This window comes from Paenibacillus sp. FJAT-26967, assembly GCF_001541095.1.
In the GTDB taxonomy this organism is placed as follows: Bacteria; Bacillota; Bacilli; order Paenibacillales; family NBRC-103111; genus Paenibacillus_F.
The window spans coordinates 318307-336434 of record NZ_LMXH01000002.1; the positions used below are offsets into that span (position 1 = coordinate 318307).

Sequence of the window (18128 nt, forward strand, 5' to 3'; positions counted from 1 at the left end):
GGAATGAACATTCTATTTGCGGCTTCGGAAGCGGCACCGTTTGCCAAAACGGGGGGATTGGGAGATGTAATCGGCTCCCTGCCGCAAGAGCTGCGGCGCAGCGGGGCAGATGTGCGGGTGATCATGCCGAAGTATGATGAGATACCGGGCCTGTTTAAGGAACAAATGCAAACCTTAATCACCTTCGGTGTAAACCTGGGCTGGCGTACACAGTATTGCGGTATTCAGACGTTGGAATATGAGGGTGTGACCTTTTATTTCGTAGACAATGAATTTTATTTCCGCCGCCCGGGCCATTACGGCTACGGGGACGATGCGGAACGGTTTGCGTTTTACTGCCGGGCGGTAATCGATGCGCTTCCTCATATCGGCTTCCGGCCTGACGTCATACACTGTCACGATTGGCAGGCAGGTATGATTCCGGTTCTTCTCCGCGCCCAGTACAGCCCGTATTATCCGTTCTATGAGAACATGAAGACGGTCCTGACGATCCATAACTTAAGATATCAGGGCATATTCTCCAAAGAGTCGATGATGGACTTTTTCGGACTTGATCCCGGCTATTTCTCGGGCGAGCAGCTTGAAATGTACGATGGGGGCAGCTTCCTTAAGGGCGGTCTGCTTTATACGGACCGGATCACGGCAGTAAGCCCTACCTATGCGGAAGAAATCCGCACCCCGTTCTTCGGAGAGAACATGGACAGTCTCCTCCGCTACCGGAGCCAATCGACTGTGGGTATAGTCAATGGAATTGACTACGACCAGTTTAATCCGATGACGGATTCGCATCTGGCCGTCCAGTACCGGGATTCGTTGCCCAAAAAGAGGCTGAACAAGACGCACCTCCAGCAGAAGCTGGGTTTGCCGGTTCGTGACGATGTGCCGGTTATTTCTCTGGTGACGAGACTGGTCGAACAGAAAGGGATAGATCTTATCCGGCATGTGCTGCCAGAGCTCTTGTCTCTTGAAGCGCAGTGGGTTATCGTCGGAACCGGCGACCAGGAATATGAGCAGCTGTTCAGAGATGCGGCAGCCCGCTATCCGGACAAACTGGCGGCTTACATCGCTTTTGACGACGGGTTGGCAAGGCAGGTGTACGCGGGTTCAGATTTGTTCCTGATGCCCTCGCTGTTTGAGCCCTGCGGGATTGGCCAGCTGATTGCGATGAGGTACCGTACAGTGCCGATCGTGCGGGAGACCGGCGGACTCAAAGATACGGTGCAGCCGTATAATGAATTCACGGGTGAAGGTACCGGTTTCAGCTTCTCGGCCTATAACGCCCACGATATGCTGCACACGGTAAGACGCGCGGTGGAGTTCTTCCTGCATGACCAGCAGGCCTGGAAGAAGCTGCTCGCGAATATGAGAAAGAACGATTACAGCTGGAAAAGATCGGCCCAGCAGTATAAGTCCCTCTATCAGGAGCTGATCGAGGAATCGGTCCAAGCGGCCCGGCAGCGGCATATAGCCAGCGAAGAAGCCGGGCGGCAGCAGGCCGGTTCCCTGCAGGCCACTCAAGACTCATATGATCCGCAGCAGCCGCAGAAGGCTCATGTGAGCAGCCTTGCAGAGAGCACGGATGAGCCGGTTCACCGGGCTTCTCACGAGGCTCCAGGTAATCCGCCAGCCCGTGCATGGTGGAAAGAAAGTGTCGTTTATCAGATTTATCCGCGGAGCTTTATGGATAGTAACGGGGATGGAATTGGCGATCTGCAAGGTATTATTTCCAAACTCGATTATTTGAAAGAACTGGGCGTAGACGTCATCTGGCTCTCTCCGGTGTATCAGTCGCCGAACGACGACAACGGCTACGATATCAGCGATTACCGGGATATTATGGATGATTTCGGCACGATGTCCGACTGGGATCAGCTCCTTGGCGAAGTACACAAAAGAGGGATGAAGCTGATCATGGACCTGGTCGTGAATCACTCTTCGGACGAGCATCCGTGGTTTCTGGAATCCCGGTCCTCCAAGGATAACGAATATCGCGACTATTACATTTGGCGCCCCGGCAAAGAGGGCAGGGAGCCGAATAACTGGACGAGCTTCTTCAAGGGTCCGGCCTGGGAATATGACGAAGCGACAGACGAGTATTACTTACATCTGTTCACCCGTAAGCAGCCGGACCTGAACTGGGAGAATCCCAAGGTGCGCGAAGAAGTGTATGATATGATGACCTGGTGGCTGGATAAAGGAATCGACGGTTTCCGGATGGATGTGATTAACCTGATCTCCAAAGTCGATGGGCTTCCCAGTGCGGGCGGCGAGCGTTACGCATGGGGAGGAGAATATTTCATGAACGGACCTAGAATTCATGAGTATTTACGTGAAATGAATGAAAAAGTCCTATCCCGCTACGACATTATGACGGTAGGTGAAATGCCGGGCGTTTCTCCTGAAGAAGCTGTGCAGTACGCGAATGCGGACGGAACCGAGCTGAACATGGTTTTCCAGTTTGAACATATGGAACTGGATAATGGCAGCGGAGGCAAATGGGATCCCTGCCGTGTAAACTTGCGCGACTTGAAACGGTCTATTTCCAACTGGCAGACCCGGCTGGAAGGCAGAGCATGGAACAGCCTGTACCTGAATAATCATGACCAGCCGCGGATGGTATCCCGCTTCGGAGATGACCGGGAGTACCGTGTTGAATCCGCCAAAATGCTGGCGACTTTCCTTCATACTCTGCAGGGTACGCCTTATATTTATCAAGGTGAAGAAATCGGGATGACGAACATGCCGTTCGCTACAATCGAGGACTGCCGGGATATTGAATCGCATAATGTATACCGCGAGCATGTGGAAGGCGGGGGCAGCGCGGATGAAATCATGAACGCTATCCGCGCCAAAGGAAGGGATAACGCCCGTACTCCGATGCAGTGGAACGCGGATGAGAATGCAGGCTTCACGAGCGGAGAACCGTGGCTGCTTGTGAATCCGAATTATGAGGAGATTAACGCTGAAGCGGCGGTTTCGGATCCGAACTCGGTCTATCACTACTACCGGAAGCTGATTGCACTGCGTAAAGCCCATCCGGTCATCGTGTACGGATCTTACGAGCTGCTGGCAGAAGAAGACGAGAACATTTTTGCCTATGTGCGCACGCTCGGAGAAGATAAGCTGCTGGTGATGCTGAACTTCTCGAATGACATCCAGGCTTTCGCTAGTCCTTATCCGCTGCTTGCGTCCGGCCATGCAAATTTGCTTATTGCGAATTATGCAGTCGGAGAGGGCGGAGCAACGAGCGGACTTGAAGCGGAAATCCAGCTCCGCCCGTATGAAGCGAGGGTGTATTTGCTCCAGGGGGTATGAAGCCGTATCAGGCAACGTGATAACAGAGAGTCTTAAGCCGTATATAAGACGCGTTTAGCGTGCGTTATAAGTGTAAGCTTGTGTATGCAGGCTTGCTTGCGAAACTTCTGCTGATTGTATTCGTTAGCTGTCGGAACTGCTGCCGAAAAGCGGAAGCTGGAGGGCTCAATCCGGCATATATCTTATTCGCTCATGAAGCACCTTAAACCCCTCGGGTTTAAGGTGCTTTTTTATGCAAATCTGGGGTGGAAGTTTTTAAAAAGATTCAAAAAGGTTCAAAAAGGAATATTTTCCATTCTAAATAGGGCGTGATAAGATGGTGACAAGCAGATAGATAAAACCGGTTGGCTTGAATGACATCTCTGGAATCTAAAGTTCGCGATCCGTGATGAAAGGGAGGGATTCATCATGCAAGAAAAATGGCTGGAATGGGCGAAGCAGATCCAATCGATCGCCCAGACGGGATTGGCTTACGGCAAGGACGAATACGATCTTGAACGCTATGAAATGTTACGGGATTTGAGCATAGACATCATGAGTGAGTATACGGATATGGAGCCGGTCAAAGTCAGAGAGCTTTTTGCCGGTGAAACAGGATATGCGACGCCAAAGGTCGATATACGGGCTGTCGTATTCAGGGAACACAAGCTGCTGCTTGTCCGTGAAAAGTCAGATGGGGCATGGGCTTTGCCCGGCGGATGGGCGGATATCGGCCTGTCTCCATCGGAGGTTGCCGTGAAGGAAGTGAGGGAGGAAGCGGGATTCGAAGTAAAAGCGGATCGTCTGCTCGCCGTATGGGACAAGAAGTTTCATGAGCACCCGCCCTCTCCCTTTCATGTGTATAAAATGTTTATTCTATGCCGGATTACCGGCGGAAGCGCTAAGATAGGCCTGGAGACAAGTGATGTGCGGTTTTTCGGCAGAGACGAGCTTCCGGAGCTTTCATTGGAGCGGAATACGGCTGCGCAGCTGCATACGATGTTCGAGCGATATGAGGAATCTTCCCGTCCGTCCTTGTTCGATTGATTGTCCCGTTACCCGGCGTCCCCTAATCCTAAATTGAAATGACAGGAGTGCAGATGCAGATGAGAAATAGCTATCAATTAAGTAAGCTTGCGGAGCAGATGTCGGAAGCAGATAAGAATTGGCTGGAGTTTCTTCGGGTGCCTTCCATGAGTGCAGGTATTTACCGGCTCCGTGCCGGAGAAACCGACGGGCAGCTTCCTCATACGGAGGATGAGTTATACTATATTGCCGAGGGCAGGGCGGAACTGCAGGTATCCGGGGAAAGTGTTCCTGTCGAGAAAGGCTCTCTGGTATATGTTGAAGCCCATGCGGAGCACCGGTTTCACACCATAACAGAGGATCTTACGATTCTTGTCTTTTTCTCGCCAGCCGAATATACGAATAAGCCATAAGCCCGGCTTGTGTGGTAATTGGCCCTCTATCAAAAGCAGACGAACGCCCCACTTTCGGATGGAATCCATCGCGAGTGGGGCGTTCGTTGTTTCGGCACAAACACAAGAGGGTGCACGGTCAGATCGTTTCGTATTTCATAATACCGAAAACGGTTTTTTTGTTGTGCATGCCGTGTTGTAAGGGCATGTATGCGGCCGCGGCCGCCCGCCTCCCATCCAAAAAAAGGAGGGGGACTGCTGAGCTGGAAGCCTACATGATTTTAGCATTTTGGCGAAAAATAAGGGCTACTGCTTATTTGATACGGAGGAAACGTCCAGCATGAAAAGAAAAGGATTCATCATATTTTGTCTGCTGTCCCTCACCTCGATGAGTGTTCCTGTGTCGGCAGCCCCAGCGAAGGTTCTCGAAACCATTACCCTTACCATCCAATCGACCCCGGCTTCGGACTTCCAATCGGAGGTCACAATTTATCCCGCTTCCCGGGAAAAAATTCTGACAGGGAGCATAGTTAAGTCAGCCGATGCCATGCCGGTTTCGGATACGTATGCCACACTGAAACAAGCAGGATCAGCCGATAAAGGAACAAGCTATGTCGTGGATAAGGATTATAGCCTGTACGACCCTGTTAGCCAGAAGATTGTGACGCTTAATGAGAAAAAGAGAGAGAAATTGCGCAGGTACGTTGAAGCGCTTCGCAGCCGGCACTACGGGGAATTGCTTCCTTGGAAGGAAGCCCGGCAAGTTATCCCGCGCAAAGACAAGGTCGAAGTGATCGATCTGGAGACGGGTCTTAGGTTCCGTGTTCAGCGCAGAGCGGGGCAGGATCACGCGGATGTCCAGCCCCTTACCAAAGGGGATACCAAAATCATGAAAGAGATTTATAAAGGAAGCTGGAGCTGGAAACGAAGGGCTGTTCTTGTCCGGGCAGGCAGCCGGTATTATGCCGCTTCCATGAACGGAATGCCGCACGGAGGAGACGGAATTCCGGGCAATGATTTTGACGGGCATTCCTGCATTCACTTTGCAGGCAGCACGACTCACGGATCACACTCCGAGGATACAGGGCATCAGCTTATGACGTATAGGGCCGCGGGGCTTCTGAGGGACTATATCAACAAGGCCTCTCCTGCACAACTGGTGGATGCGTTTGTCCTGGCGATGAATCAGGAGGATCCTCAGGTGCTGGATCTCATTACGTATCCGCGCCATGCGGAATTCGTTCAAGATCTGCACGCACAGATGCAGGACGTAGACGCGGTCACGAAATTGTCCAAGACGAAGCATCGGCAGGAAATGCCCGATCTTGATCCGGGGCTGCTCATGGTGCAATTAAGGGAAGAGCTTGCCGTTACACGCACAGGAAGCAAGGCTCGTAAAGGAATGTATAGCTTTACGATCAGCCGGGAAAGGGCGGATATGCCTTGGCGGATTACGGATATAAGCACGGGGGACAAACAAAAGGAAAAGAAGTCATGATCAGCCGGTACAGTTATAAGCTTCTATTGAGCTTAGCCTTACTGGGGGCGGCGATGAACGCCACTCCTGGTTCTGCGCGGCAAGTTATTGCAGTCCCGACTATTCCTATCGTTGCGGATCAAGGATTGTTTTCCATCGAGGTATACCCGCAGCGCCATAAGCTAGTAGTGATGATGCACCAGAGGCCGTTCAAAACGTATCCTGTTGCTGTGGGAGAGCTGGAAACGCCAACCCCGGTGGGAGAATACAAAATTGTTTATAAAGGGAAAGATTGGGGGGCCTCGTTCGGGCCGCGTTGGCTGGGACTTAATGTCCCTTGGGGAGCATACGGGATTCATGGCACCAATAAGCCTCATTCGATCGGGCAGCATTTGAGCCACGGGTGTATCCGCATGCGCAACCGGGATGTGGAGGAGCTGTTCGACATGATTCCGGTAGGGACGAAGGTTGTGATATTCGGACATGTGCTCGGGGATCCGAATCATGAACCGAGGAGTCTTGCTCAAGGACTGGCAGGTGCCGATGTCCAGCTTATCCAGACGCGGCTGCGGAGCGCCGGTTATTATAAAGGAGTATGCAACGGGAAATTCCAGTCTTCCACAACGATTGCCGTGAGAAAATTTCAGCGGGACCAGGGGCTGCAGCAGGATGGGGTGGTCTCCCCGAAAGTCTATGAGAGGCTGGGCCTAATCGAATAAACAAGTCTCCTGACATGGCAGGAGACTTGTTTATTGTGGTTGCAGGCGGGTGTCTTACCCATACACGGGTTTCTATACTATATGAAAGCTTCCCCCAGTGACTGGAAATGATTTATAATCATTTCAATACGTCCTGAACCGGATACAAGGTCACCGGGATTGCGGAGATATTTCACATTATAGAGATTAGGAGAGGGTCCGTGTGTATAAAGCTATATTATTTGATGTCGATAATACCCTGCTCGATTATGATTTAAGTGAATTAGCATCGATGAAGCAAGCCCTGGCGGTCCACAATCTGCATAATGATATGGTCTGGGAGGAGTTCTGGGATACATTCAGACCTATCAATTTCCGGTATTGGACCGAAAGGAACCGGAATAATCATCACATTCGCGAAGTGCTGGAATATTCTTTTACCGATACATTCACACAATTGCAGCAAGACACATCCGTGTCCAAGTTGATTACGGAGACATACTGGGAACTGTTCTGCAACAGCTGTCATTTGGAGCCGCACGCAGAGGATATTCTGGAGTACCTTCACGGGAAAGTTAAATTGGGTATTATTACGAACGGGATTGGGGAAGCCCAGAGGAGAAGGCTTCAGGCCGGGGTGATTTTTGATTACTTTGATGCGCTGATTATATCCGACGAGGTAGGCAGCTGGAAACCGGAGAACCGGATTTTCCAAGAAGCACTCGACCGGCTGGATGTGCATGCTTCTGAGGCTCTGTTTGTGGGGGATTCCATCCATGATGATTTTGCGGGGGCCATGCGGATGGGAATGGATTTCTGCCTGTACAATCCCCGCAGACTTCATTATGATCAGCACCCGAAACCGGCTTACACGATCCATAGCTTAGCGGATCTTAAGAATATGTTAGGAGGGTAATGCAAATGGAATTCGTCGCAGCTCTATTCGCGATGTTAGTTATGTTTTGTTTCCTCCTTACGCTTCATTCGATGATCAAACGCGAGGAAATGAAGTTTATTGCCCGTGCTGCATTTACTTCTATTTTGTTTGGAATCTTCATTCTTATTCTTTATGGTTTATAGGGATGAATTGAGATTCTTCCCATGGTACAGAGTCCGGTGGCGACTCCTCCGGCGATAATTGTAAGCAGGGAATGCAGGAAGATCTCGCCCGACAGCAGCAGCCCGCCAATTCCGATAATCAGACCGTCCATCAGGAAAATAATAAAGCCAACATTGAGAGGCACATACTTCGATATAAACTGAGCCAGCAGGTCGGTGCCGCCGGTACTTGTCTCATACCGCAGCATAATGCCAAGACCTGTCCCCACCATGAAGCCTCCCAGAATTGCACTGGAAAAAGAACTGAGCTCGATATAATACAAAAAATAATATTGATAAGGTTCCAGGAAGTCGATAAAAAAAGACGAGACAATGAGTCCGATTATACTGTTGTAGAAGATGGCCCGGCTGCTGAACCAAGCTACGATAAATACCGGAACACTGCACAGCATGATACCGATCCCGATTTTAAGGCCGGTCAAATAGTTGAAAATCAGTGAGATGCCGATAATCCCCCCGTCCAACACGGTAAAAGGGACTAGGAAAAAATTAATCCCCGCTGCAAGAAATAAGCTTCCTGTTAATATGGCCGAGAATTTCCGGGCAGATATCATATCAGACCGCTCCTCATTAAGGGCATGTTCTGATTTATATGACGGACAACCCAAAACATGCACAAAAACTCCCTTCGATTGCGCTGCAAGAGGGAGTATGTCCAGCCTGTATGTTATCTTTTGAGGACAGGTTCCAGTTCTTGTATCATCTCCGTGAGCTCTCTGGAACACTGTTCATACATATGCTTGGCTGCTTTATCGCGGGTGGAAAGTGCGAACAAAGTAATGTCCGCTTCGCATTTTTTTAAAGAAATAAACAGTTTGGCTTTCTCTTGCGGTGCGGGAACGGTAATTTTGTCGTCATAAATGTCGACATACAATTGACCGAACGCATCTATTTGACCCAGGAATACATTATCAACGATCAAGCCCAGCTTCTCTAGCTCCGTGTTCACCCATCCCCTGCTGAAGCCGATTTCAGCCAAAGGTTCATCGAGCATTTTACCGTCCATAATTACGGTTTGCGGAGCTGCTTCAGGCGCTACTTTGATGCCCAGATGCTTGGCTGTTAGCGGCTGGTTTTCCCGGGTTAACAAGACGTTGATGTCCCCGCTTGGTTCCATGATGGCGAATTCTACATCCGCAAACCGAAAGGCGTTTTTCTTGCGCAATTGTTCCAGCAGTTCATCGGTTGTAAGTCTTTCTTTCTTGAGATTTTCCTCCAGAACTTTGCCGTTCTGAATGAGGACAGTCCCTGTACCATCGACAATATCCCGCCCTTTTTTACTTTTGATTTGTAGAAACTCAATGGCTAGTGAAACGGCGACCCACACACACAATGAAATAAGCCCCAAGTACCAACTGGATTCCAGGTCCAATGAAATAACGGCAGCTAGACTCCCGATTGTAATTCCGGTAATGTATTCGAACATGGAGAGCTGTGATACTTGCCTTTTGCCTAGCAATTTGGTCAAGATAAACAGAACTACGACTGAGATCAAGGTTCGTAATGCGACTTCAAAGCCCTCTGCCATCCATACTCCTCCTCTAAAAGTATTTTTTGTAGCTTCATTCGTTATTCTGAGCTGTAATGGGAAAAGTTATGACAACCGGAACAGTTTTATTTGACTAAGAATGTTTTAACGGGAAATTGGTAAATAGTAAGGTAGTCCTTACGGATATATATAAAAGGGAGCGGAGGTGTAAGTATGACAGTAGCATCCGATGTGAAAACATGTGTGGCTTCTTTAAAAAGCGCCCAGGCAAGCCTGGAGCAATTTGCTTTGTCCACTCAGAACGAACAGGCCAAGACGCTGTTCACCAATGCTGCAAGTCAAACCCAGCAAATCGTGGATCAGGTTCAGGGCAGAGTAAACGAGCTGGAGAATGAAGAGCCGCAATATAAAGGTTTCTAATGAACCTTTAACTGGAGCAGTATAAAAGGCCGCCTTAATGTGTCCCGAGACGCATAAGGCGGTCTTTGTGATGTGGAGGAAGCACGCCCTGTCACGGAAGAGATCGGTGTATGTAGGGGATTCCAGATTGTGGTATACTTGACATGTTTAACGGGAGGTTTGTACATGGATATGGACAAGGAACTGCAAGACATTAAAGCTAGACTAAGCGCTATTGAATCCGGAATGAATCAGCGTCGGAGTATCTTTGCTTCTTACGTGTGGCCGTTTGTTATCGGTTTTATTGTGTTTTTGGTTGTGATTTTAGTAACTATGGGAATTGTTCATTTCATCGGTACACAGTAACTGTTAGAAGCGGGGGATATATCGTTGGGGAGCACTAGAAAAAGGAATGTAATCTTGTTTGGTTTATTTTCTGCTGTCGTTGCCGTTGTTTATTACCTGATTCAACTGATTCACGGGATGGTGCTCACCCTGGCTTACGTGCCCGATGTTGTACGAGCCTACGAGAATGCAGAAGTGCATAATCAGCAGGTCTCTTTCGGAAGCGTCGCCTCTATGCCTTATTTGCTGGTTGTGGAAGTCGCCTTATTCATGCTTGCGGGTGCTACGATTACCTTGATTTGCAACAAAGTGATTCATAGACTGAACTCTTCTAATCAGGTTTGAGATCAGGAGGCTGCTATGTCTGTAAAGCTTCGTCTGATTCACAATTTGCTGTTTGTAGGCACTACCGGATTGGCGCTCTATTTGATGTATTTGCTCTTGATACCCGGATTTATGGATGGGCTCAAAAGCAGTATATTTTTGATTGGTTTACTAATCGGGATAAATCTCAGACCTGTAAATAAATGGGTAGAAAAAGAACCTAATTCTCCAAAGAAGTATGCATGGGGATACCTCATAGGAACAGTCTTCCTCATGCTGGTTCTCCTTTATTATGAAGGGTGGATCATGCTGTTCAGGGCTCCGTTAGCGATGTTGATTCTCTTTGCCGGGCTCTATTTGTTCGAAGTTATGGAACGCACATTTATTATCAGCAAACTGGAAAATCAAGCTTTTGAGCGGTGATGATTAAATTGAAGAGAAGAAATGTTGGAATAGATGGATCTGATCGTATGGGGACTTAGCTTGCTTCTACCTAAGGCATGATATTAATACTAAAAAAAGCTGGGCGTAACACGGTGCCGTTGGAGCACATGTGTTACGCCCGGCTTTTTCATCGTACGTTGATCCAAGGGACTAATTTGTGAAGCTGGAAGATGCTTCTGCAGCACAAGCACAAGGTAAGCCTCACGTATATCGAGTGGGCGGATTGAAATATTCACGCCCGTTCACCGGACGGCTACTCGGCTCGGGACGCCAGCCGCCGCGATGCGGCTGGTTGTGCTCTCGTTATGGAGACGATCGAGCGCAGTCACGACATAACGGACCGTCTGATCCCTAGGCGCAGTCTTGTCCGTATAGGAATCAGCCTCCCCGCCGGTGCTCCGGACCGTATCCAGCAGGCGGGCATCGCCTCCGGCGTCCACACGGTAGACCGCGAAATAGGCGGCCTCGCTGCCGGCGGCCTGCCAGCTGAGCCGGATACCGTCTGCCGTGCTTACGGCCTGCAGAGACGCCGGCGGCTCCGGCGGCGTGCTGTCCAGCCACGGCATGGCCGGCACCAGCGCGGGGCTGGCGTAGAGCTCTTCGTTCAGCCGGGTCTTCAATCCGAGCGGATTGCGCCGGATGTCCTTAAGGCTGAACAAGATACTGCCGCCGATCTGACCGGCGCGCTCGGTATTGTAGCGGAGCTGATCGGGCAGCTCGCTCGGGTTGTTCCAATCGGGGGAGTCCGACCCGATTTTGAAGGGCGCGTGCCCGATGTAAAGCTGCACGGGCTTGCCCGCCGTTTCTTGGACCCACCAATCGGCAAGCTTGTCGTAGGCGGCCGGCTTATAACCGAAGCTCCAATAGAGCTGTGGAGCGATGTAATCAATCCAGCCGGCATTGATCCAGGTTCTCGTATCCGCGAAGAGCGTGTCATAGTTCGTAGTTCCGGCAGTTGTTGCGGAACCGGAAGGATCCATGTTCTGATTGCGCCAGACGCCGAACGGGGAAATGCCGAATTTTACGTACGGTTTTTCTTTTTTGATAGCGGCATGAATATCTTGAACCAGCTTGTTGACGTTATCGCGCCTCCAGGCGGGTTTGGATGAATATCCGGACTTACCATAGCGCTGATAGGCGGCGTCATCCGGGAAGTCTTTGCCTTTCTCCGGGTAGGGGTAAAAATAATCGTCCATATGCACAGCATCGATATCATAGTTCTGGACGACTTCTGCGATACTGCCGGTTACGAAGCTGCGGACTTCCGGGATTTCGGGGTTGAAGTACAGTTTACCGGCATAGGAAGCGACCCAGCCTGGATTTTGGCGGGCCGGATGATCCGGCGTCAGCTTGTCCAAATCTTTCACAGAGCCAATCCGGTAAGGATTGAACCAGGCGTGGAACTCCAGGTTGCGTTTATGTGCTTCTTCCACCATAAAAGCGAGCGGGTCATAACCGGGGGATTGTCCCTGCTTCCCGGTAAGCACATCCGACCAGGGCCCATACCGGGACGGGTATAGGGCGTCTGCGCCCGGTTTGACCTGTACAATTACGGCATTCATGCCCAGATTCTTAGCTTCATCTAATAGGGAGATCATTTCTTGCTGCTGTTTCTCCTTCTTGAGTCCGGGTGATGAAGGCCAGTCTATATTCCAGGCTGTTGCAATCCAGACGGCCCTTAGCTGTCTATCAGCCGGCGGCTTAATCAGATTCACCTGTTCGCCGTCTTTGATCTCTTCGCCGGATGCCGTAAGGAAAGAACCGGCTTGGAGAGTTTTGCGGTCGTCCATCCGCCCGAATACGTACATAGCGAGAGCCGTGGTAATCAGAATGATCAGGGGCAAAAGCATTCGATTTCTTGTCAACACAAAAACGTTCCTCCTTGCAAGACGTCATTTAGTCAGAAGCGGATATAACTGCTTATTAAAAGAAGGTACAGTCATTCTATGAATGGGCGGGCTGCTCTATGACAAATTAAGAGGAAAAGGAGAGTGAAAGTACTGGATAGAGTCATCGGAAGGTAACAAATCACCCAACTGTAAAGGGTGGAAAATAAACAAGCAGGCACCTTTAAGGATGCCTGCTTAATCAATAATGTTCAGTATCGTTCAGTATGGTCAGGCAGATGTTTCATCTGCCTGAGCATTTTGCTAATCTGCCGTAACTCGCTTAATAATAGTGGCTGCTTCAGCCCGTGTCGACATACCGTTCGGAACGAATTTACCATTCTCCCGGCCATCGATAAGGTTGAGTTCGGCCGCTATTTTCACATAAGGAAGCGCCCAGTCGGCCACTTCTGATTCATCGGTGAACGAAGCTGCCGCTGCAGCGCTTCCCGCCGTTTTTTCATTATAGGCACGCATCATCATGGCGACCATTTCCTGGCGGGTGATGTTCGACTGCGGCTCAAAGGTCGTGCTGGTCTTGCCTTCGACAATTCCGGCTTGGACTGCAATGGAAATGGAATCCGCATACCATTCATCTGCACGAACATCCGTGAATGTATGCATACCGGATGCGGATAGCTTCAGTGCCCGGACGAGCAGGGCCGTGAACTCGGCACGGGTAATGGAGCGCTGCGGCTCGAAGGTGTTCTCGCTGGTGCCGTTAATCATATGCTTGGCCGTCAGCTCTTCAACGGTTTTGAAAGCCCAGTGCGTTCCAGGAAGATCGGCAAAGGTCTGTTTCCACTCCAGAGCGGCGAAAGTACTGAAATGATGAAGTTCTGCCGTGATTTTACCTGGGCTGTGCTTCCCTCCGATATATTCCAGTGTACCGTTATCTGCAATATAATAGATGCCTGTGAGGGCCGGGTCCGCGTTTGTTCCGGTTGTAAAATGAACCGTCACCGGTTTCTCAAATGTGGTTAGGTCGGTTTTTACTCCGTCTTTAGTGAGAATCGACAGGCTGAGATTGGCAACCGCACCGGCAGGTCTGATCCGTGTGCTTGCCGTTTGAGAGCCAGACAGAAGTGTCTGGGCATCCGAGGCGCTTAAGGTGCTCATCTCGATTGTGAACGTGCTGTCCTTCCTCTGTTCGGCTGTTACCTTATCCGACAAACGTTTGAGCAGTTCAGCCGGGATTTCAAGGGTAAGATCTTCCCTCTGAAGAGCCAGCTTGCTCGCACCGAGAAGTTCTACAGCGCTGGCAGGAATGGAGATCTGTTTAGCCGCTGCCGGTACAGGTAAGGTTACTTTACCGTCTACCGGCGGTTTCTGAAGATCGGATTCCTTAAATTCGTGCTGGCCGTTGCCGGTATCAGGAGCAGGCGGAGTTACGGGACCGGGCCCTCCGCCGGAACCGCCATTCGATCCGCCGTCCGAACCACTGCCCGATCCGCCATCTGAACCACCTGTATTGTTTTCAGTTTTGGCAGGGACAAGTACAGGAATGCTCACCGTATCGGCTTTGGTGTCATCGGAAACTTTAGTTACTGTGAGCACAACATTGACCGTTGTATCTCCAGCAGGCGGATTAATAGTGCCATCCGTATTAAGAGTTGCCGGCTTATCCGTGCTTTTGATCGTTACCTTGAATCCTTCAGGTACAGAAGGGAGAGTTAGTTTAGTCGCATCTTTGGCGACTGCCGGCAGCGTCACCAGATCTGCCGCTATTTCGGCAGCGGTATAAGGAGCGGATACGGTCAATTTATAAGTTCCCGTCTGATTCCCATAGTGAACTTTGAGGTCTGTTTGCCCGCGCTTGTGTGCTTTCACTAGTCCGCTAGAGTCAATCGTTGCGACCGCGGGATCGCTGCTGCTGAATGTAATCCCCGCCGTCCAGGCCGCGCTGCTGCCGTCCGTATAAGTTGCTTTAACGCCGGCCTGCTTGTCATCCCCCGCATTCATGTCCGTAAGCCCCGTTAGTTCGAGCTTCTGAATTTCAAACGGTTCGCCGGTCGCTTTTTCCAGCTGCATATTGGAGTAGTAGGCGTTTAGAATCTGATCATACTTCCAGCCTTTCCCTCCAAGCATGGAGGCGCCATATTGGCTCATGCCAACGGCATGTCCGTTGCCTCCGCCGTAAAAAGTGACATTCGTGAGATCGCCGTTTGAATCCTTTGCAAGATCAAAAGTAAAGAAGGCGGAGAAAAGAATGCTCGGATTTTTGACCGTCGACTTTGAATCATAGCTCAGCGAACCGCCTTTTGCGCGTTCGGCATAGATGTCGCCTGTTCTTCCATCGACCGGTTTGATGGTAAAGCGGATATTGAATTCTTTTAAAATTTTATAAGTCCCTGTAGAACCTTCAATTACCAATTCTGTGATGTTACCGCCTGCCCCTCGCTTGGCGGCATACATATTCGTAAGGGTGCCGATTCCGTCTGCCGGAATAGGTTTACTTACAAAACGGTCGCCTTCTTTGGTCAAGATGGCCGTCGGGTCCGCATTAAAACGGAGAGGGAGGTTAATATTGATCGTTTTTTCCAGGTGCTGCTTCGTCATATCGATTTTCCAGCGGAAATAAAGCGACTCGGAATCGTAACCGGTATAGGACAAATCCTTGTACAAGGCGCGGATCGCTTCTTCATCGGAAGTGTCGATGTCGAGCATTTTGGACGGGTCCGATTTATCGTAGGTGTAGCTCTTTGCGACCAGATAAGGGATGGGAGTGCCCGGGAACGAACCGCCCAGACTGTCGGACCATACTTCATGCTTGGAAGCGCCAAAACCGCCGGAAGTCGAGTAGAAACGCGCATCCACAAGTTCATTGCCGCTCTTCATGATTAATCCGGCTGTTTCATTGACAGCTTGTGTCGTCAGTTCGTTCTCCGCACTGTTGTTGAATACCTGACTCAGCGTGCTGTCATCAATATGCATGCCGCGATCGGAGAACCGGCTGCTGAAATAGTCGGTGAGAGCATAGGTCCGGGCTGCAATGGCCTGGGCCTTGAGAGCTTCTTTACCGAAGCTGGCAGGCATTTCGCTTGGAACAACCTGGTACAAATACTGTTCCAGAGTAATGTCGTTCACCAGTCTCAGTTTATCCTGAACAGGACTGCGTGTTATTTCAAGTGATCCTCTATAGAGCGGATTTCCTTGTCCACGCTTAAAAGTCATAATCTGCATCAGGGAGGACTCAGGAGTGATTTGCTCGGCATAAAGGCGGTTAGGAGTCCGGTACAGTTCCGTTCCGTCCTGTTTGACAACCGTCTGGTTCTCATAGACAGAGAACGTTACGGTTTTATCTGCGGAAATTTCATGACTCCAGCTGCCTTTTTTGTCACTCACCCGGAAGCCGTCAGCAGATTTGATATCCAGTTGGCTGTGCTCAAAGGTTGAATTGTCTGCGATATTTGAAATATCCCGGCGTATTCCTACACGCATCCGGTCAGAGGTAGTAGCCTCCTGGATCAAGATTTTTTGGATCTTACCAGAACTGTCAGGATATACAGTCACATTAGCGGCACCAACCATAACATCTCCCAGACTTCTGGTAAGGGTCTGCCCGTTCAATGTTTGTTCCACGGTGTATGAATCTGCAAGCTGCAGCGTTCCTGTCAGCTCCAGTTCCAGCGTTTTGTCGGCCGTGCTTTTGGCCATGATCTTTTCTGTAAGCGGTTGCGCAAATAAAGGCGATTGACCGGACAAGACATTGACCGGCCGGGCTGTATTCTCCATCACGGAGACACTGGGGGTCTCGGCTCTTGCCAAACCTGCTGCACCGGGAATCCCGGCAGTAAAGGTACTGCAAATCAAAGCAGAAGATAACAAAACCATCATTTTACGCTGTGTACCCGGGGTCTTCGACACGCTCATATCTTCACTCCTTGTAAAAATCTATTGGGTTTCATTCATGGCAGGGGTTGGCGAAAATTCAGTGTGTGAACGGATGAGATGAAATGAGGTCTAAATTATGTAGCTTGATCGGAGAGTAAACCCTGCACCTCCTTCAATTTAGATAGCGCTTACAATTGATGCACATGTCCATTCTATCTATTTTGAAATAATATTTCAATAGATTTATTTGAATTGAAATATTATTTCAGTTTTCTGCACGATGAGTTTATAATTAGAAAAGAAAAAACCTCTTAAAAAACAGAGGGATAAAAACACCTGTCTGTATTTTTAAGAGGTTCATAAAAGCAATGAAGATTAGTTGAAAGAGTAAAATTCTTGATCCGTATTATACCCAACATAATTGTTGCCATTATAGTGATAGGTTTCTAAGTAAATGCGGTACGTTTTTCCTTTTGGCATGGAGGCTACGATGTCAAGAGGAATTTGATAGTAAGCTGTAGATGCACCCGCATTAGAATAGATCGCGCCTGAATTGTAACTGAAAGTATTGTCGGTTGATCCGATAAAAATTTGAGCTGCTTTTGCATTGGATTGTTGACTCCAAGTAATTGTAGTCGGAGCACTCGTATAGGAGCCTATTGGAGAGATGATTTCAGTGCCTCCAGCAGCACTAGCGGAGAGAGCAAGGCTTAGAAACAATGCAACCGCTAAAAAGAAACTGGACATAGTACGAGTTTTTAATAATCTTTTCATAATTAAATCCTCCTTAAATATGATTGAGTAGATGAAGTTGGCCAACTTTTTATCTACTATACCTATATGTAACATAAAAAGAAAATTATGTAAATATAATAGAGAAAACAATTTGTAAAAGTTACAAAAAAGTTATATGGAATATTTATGAAACGAATGTAACCCTAGATTGCTCATATATCTACCAGTCCCGGGATGTGTCTATATCACTAGGAAACTTTTACAGATTCAAAGTTTGTTCATAGAAATGTAGAATGAAATTGCTTTTTCCGCCGTATTTCCGGTTATAATGGATGAAGGTTTTCTTTCGAAGGTGTAATTTAAGCATCCGTTTATAAATGGGGAGGAAGTTTGCTTTGGTCGGTCAATCTCTGGACGCCTTAACTTTAAACATGTTTATGATTAGTCTGGTTTTTATTTTATTAATCGGCTCTATGGCCAGCGTAAGCATTATGCAGTTCTTCCAGAAGAAGAAAGTGAAAGGCTTTGTGTACTTAGCGATTGCAATTATCGCGCTGGCGGTGTTCATTATGATGGCATCCGGTTGGGAAGCCAGTTGAGCTGGTTCTAACTGCGGTTATCTTCGATCTATTATGTTTGCCTTTGTATTCAAAAAAGCCTGTCAGG

At 49.1% G+C, this 18128-nt stretch carries 16 protein-coding genes and 2 pseudogenes; 13 read left to right on the forward strand and 5 right to left on the reverse strand.

From position 1 onward, the window contains the following. Nucleotides 1-3 precede the first annotated feature (3 nt). From glgA to AR333_RS24615, 8 genes and pseudogenes are all read left to right on the forward strand, one after another. Nucleotides 4-1419, forward strand: a pseudogene (gene glgA, locus AR333_RS25380) (glycogen synthase GlgA); the annotation flags it as partial. Nucleotides 1420-1635: 216 nt separating this feature from the next. Next, nucleotides 1636-3315, forward strand: a pseudogene (locus AR333_RS25385) (alpha-glucosidase); the annotation flags it as partial. 408 nt (nucleotides 3316-3723) lie between these two features. Further along, nucleotides 3724-4341, forward strand: a complete 618-nt coding sequence (locus tag AR333_RS11435; RefSeq protein WP_068775494.1) for an NUDIX hydrolase — start codon at nucleotides 3724-3726, stop codon at nucleotides 4339-4341. A 59-nt stretch (nucleotides 4342-4400) separates the two neighbouring features. Continuing rightward, nucleotides 4401-4733 (forward strand): cupin domain-containing protein, encoded by a 333-nt coding sequence (locus tag AR333_RS11440; protein WP_068775495.1) that lies wholly within the window; start codon nucleotides 4401-4403, stop codon nucleotides 4731-4733. Between the two features lie 319 nt (nucleotides 4734-5052). After that, nucleotides 5053-6210 (forward strand): hypothetical protein, encoded by a 1158-nt coding sequence (locus tag AR333_RS11445; protein ID WP_068775496.1) that lies wholly within the window; start codon nucleotides 5053-5055, stop codon nucleotides 6208-6210. A 53-nt stretch (nucleotides 6211-6263) separates the two neighbouring features. After that, on the forward strand, nucleotides 6264-6908 hold the full coding sequence (locus tag AR333_RS11450) for a L,D-transpeptidase family protein (RefSeq protein WP_253735848.1): 645 nt from the start codon (nucleotides 6264-6266) through the stop codon (nucleotides 6906-6908). Between the two features lie 202 nt (nucleotides 6909-7110). Further along, the gene (locus AR333_RS11455) at nucleotides 7111-7803 is read left to right on the forward strand and encodes a YjjG family noncanonical pyrimidine nucleotidase (protein WP_068775498.1); all 693 of its coding nucleotides are present in this window, start codon (nucleotides 7111-7113) and stop codon (nucleotides 7801-7803) included. A 5-nt stretch (nucleotides 7804-7808) separates the two neighbouring features. Beyond that, nucleotides 7809-7967 carry a hypothetical protein gene (locus tag AR333_RS24615; protein WP_156430885.1) on the forward strand — a complete coding sequence of 53 codons (159 nt, stop codon included), beginning with the start codon at nucleotides 7809-7811 and terminating at the stop codon, nucleotides 7965-7967. On the opposite strand, the gene AR333_RS11460 is transcribed toward AR333_RS24615, so the two are convergent. Both AR333_RS11460 and AR333_RS11465 read right to left on the reverse strand, forming a co-directional pair. Further along, nucleotides 7955-8560, reverse strand: a complete 606-nt coding sequence (locus tag AR333_RS11460) for a YitT family protein (RefSeq protein WP_068775499.1) — start codon at nucleotides 8558-8560, stop codon at nucleotides 7955-7957. The genes AR333_RS24615 and AR333_RS11460 overlap by 13 nt on opposite strands. Before the next feature lie 113 nt (nucleotides 8561-8673). Further along, nucleotides 8674-9534 carry a DUF421 domain-containing protein gene (locus tag AR333_RS11465; RefSeq protein WP_068775500.1) on the reverse strand — a complete coding sequence of 287 codons (861 nt, stop codon included), beginning with the start codon at nucleotides 9532-9534 and terminating at the stop codon, nucleotides 8674-8676. Between the two features lie 174 nt (nucleotides 9535-9708). On the opposite strand from AR333_RS11465, the gene AR333_RS11470 reads away from it, so the two are divergent. The 4 genes from AR333_RS11470 (at nucleotide 9709) to AR333_RS11485 (ending at nucleotide 10986) form a co-directional block, all read left to right on the forward strand. Continuing rightward, a complete protein-coding gene (locus AR333_RS11470; RefSeq protein ID WP_068775501.1) occupies nucleotides 9709-9915 on the forward strand; it encodes a DUF1657 domain-containing protein in 207 nt (68 codons plus the stop codon). A gap of 165 nt (nucleotides 9916-10080) precedes the next feature. After that, a complete protein-coding gene (locus AR333_RS11475; protein WP_068775502.1) occupies nucleotides 10081-10260 on the forward strand; it encodes a hypothetical protein in 180 nt (59 codons plus the stop codon). Nucleotides 10261-10314: 54 nt separating this feature from the next. Then, on the forward strand, nucleotides 10315-10584 hold the full coding sequence (locus AR333_RS11480; RefSeq protein WP_068775503.1) for a hypothetical protein: 270 nt from the start codon (nucleotides 10315-10317) through the stop codon (nucleotides 10582-10584). A 15-nt stretch (nucleotides 10585-10599) separates the two neighbouring features. Then, nucleotides 10600-10986 (forward strand): hypothetical protein, encoded by a 387-nt coding sequence (locus AR333_RS11485; protein WP_068775504.1) that lies wholly within the window; start codon nucleotides 10600-10602, stop codon nucleotides 10984-10986. 263 nt (nucleotides 10987-11249) lie between these two features. Here AR333_RS11485 and AR333_RS11490 read toward each other — a convergent pair whose 3' ends face one another. The 3 genes from AR333_RS11490 to AR333_RS11500 form a co-directional block, all read right to left on the reverse strand. Then, nucleotides 11250-12875: a glycoside hydrolase family 10 protein gene (locus AR333_RS11490; protein WP_253735811.1), complete on the reverse strand. Its 1626-nt coding sequence runs from the start codon at nucleotides 12873-12875 to the stop codon at nucleotides 11250-11252. A gap of 282 nt (nucleotides 12876-13157) precedes the next feature. After that, nucleotides 13158-16766 (reverse strand): SpoIID/LytB domain-containing protein, encoded by a 3609-nt coding sequence (locus AR333_RS11495; RefSeq protein ID WP_068775506.1) that lies wholly within the window; start codon nucleotides 16764-16766, stop codon nucleotides 13158-13160. 336 nt (nucleotides 16767-17102) lie between these two features. Next, a complete protein-coding gene (locus AR333_RS11500; RefSeq protein ID WP_068775507.1) occupies nucleotides 17103-17501 on the reverse strand; it encodes a hypothetical protein in 399 nt (132 codons plus the stop codon). Between the two features lie 356 nt (nucleotides 17502-17857). Here AR333_RS11500 and AR333_RS11505 point away from each other — a divergent pair, with 356 nt between their 5' ends. Further along, on the forward strand, nucleotides 17858-18061 hold the full coding sequence (locus AR333_RS11505) for a hypothetical protein (protein WP_156430886.1): 204 nt from the start codon (nucleotides 17858-17860) through the stop codon (nucleotides 18059-18061). The last annotated feature ends 67 nt before the right edge of the window (nucleotides 18062-18128 follow it).

What these genes read in the sequence shown, in the direction of transcription:
- AR333_RS11435 (WP_068775494.1), top strand. Translation starts at nt 3,724, where the DNA reads ATGCAAGAAAAATGGCTGGAATGGGCGAAGCAGATCCAATCGATCGCC.
- AR333_RS11440 (WP_068775495.1), top strand. Translation starts at nt 4,401, where the DNA reads ATGAGAAATAGCTATCAATTAAGTAAGCTTGCGGAGCAGATGTCGGAA.
- AR333_RS11445 (WP_068775496.1), top strand. Translation starts at nt 5,053, where the DNA reads ATGAAAAGAAAAGGATTCATCATATTTTGTCTGCTGTCCCTCACCTCG.
- AR333_RS11450 (WP_253735848.1), top strand. Translation starts at nt 6,264, where the DNA reads ATGAACGCCACTCCTGGTTCTGCGCGGCAAGTTATTGCAGTCCCGACT.
- AR333_RS24615 (WP_156430885.1), top strand. Translation starts at nt 7,809, where the DNA reads ATGGAATTCGTCGCAGCTCTATTCGCGATGTTAGTTATGTTTTGTTTC.
- AR333_RS11460 (WP_068775499.1), bottom strand. Translation starts at nt 8,560, where the DNA reads ATGATATCTGCCCGGAAATTCTCGGCCATATTAACAGGAAGCTTATTT.
- AR333_RS11465 (WP_068775500.1), bottom strand. Translation starts at nt 9,534, where the DNA reads ATGGCAGAGGGCTTTGAAGTCGCATTACGAACCTTGATCTCAGTCGTA.
- AR333_RS11470 (WP_068775501.1), top strand. Translation starts at nt 9,709, where the DNA reads ATGACAGTAGCATCCGATGTGAAAACATGTGTGGCTTCTTTAAAAAGC.
- AR333_RS11475 (WP_068775502.1), top strand. Translation starts at nt 10,081, where the DNA reads ATGGATATGGACAAGGAACTGCAAGACATTAAAGCTAGACTAAGCGCT.
- AR333_RS11485 (WP_068775504.1), top strand. Translation starts at nt 10,600, where the DNA reads ATGTCTGTAAAGCTTCGTCTGATTCACAATTTGCTGTTTGTAGGCACT.
- AR333_RS11495 (WP_068775506.1), bottom strand. Translation starts at nt 16,766, where the DNA reads ATGAGCGTGTCGAAGACCCCGGGTACACAGCGTAAAATGATGGTTTTG.
- AR333_RS11500 (WP_068775507.1), bottom strand. Translation starts at nt 17,501, where the DNA reads ATGAAAAGATTATTAAAAACTCGTACTATGTCCAGTTTCTTTTTAGCG.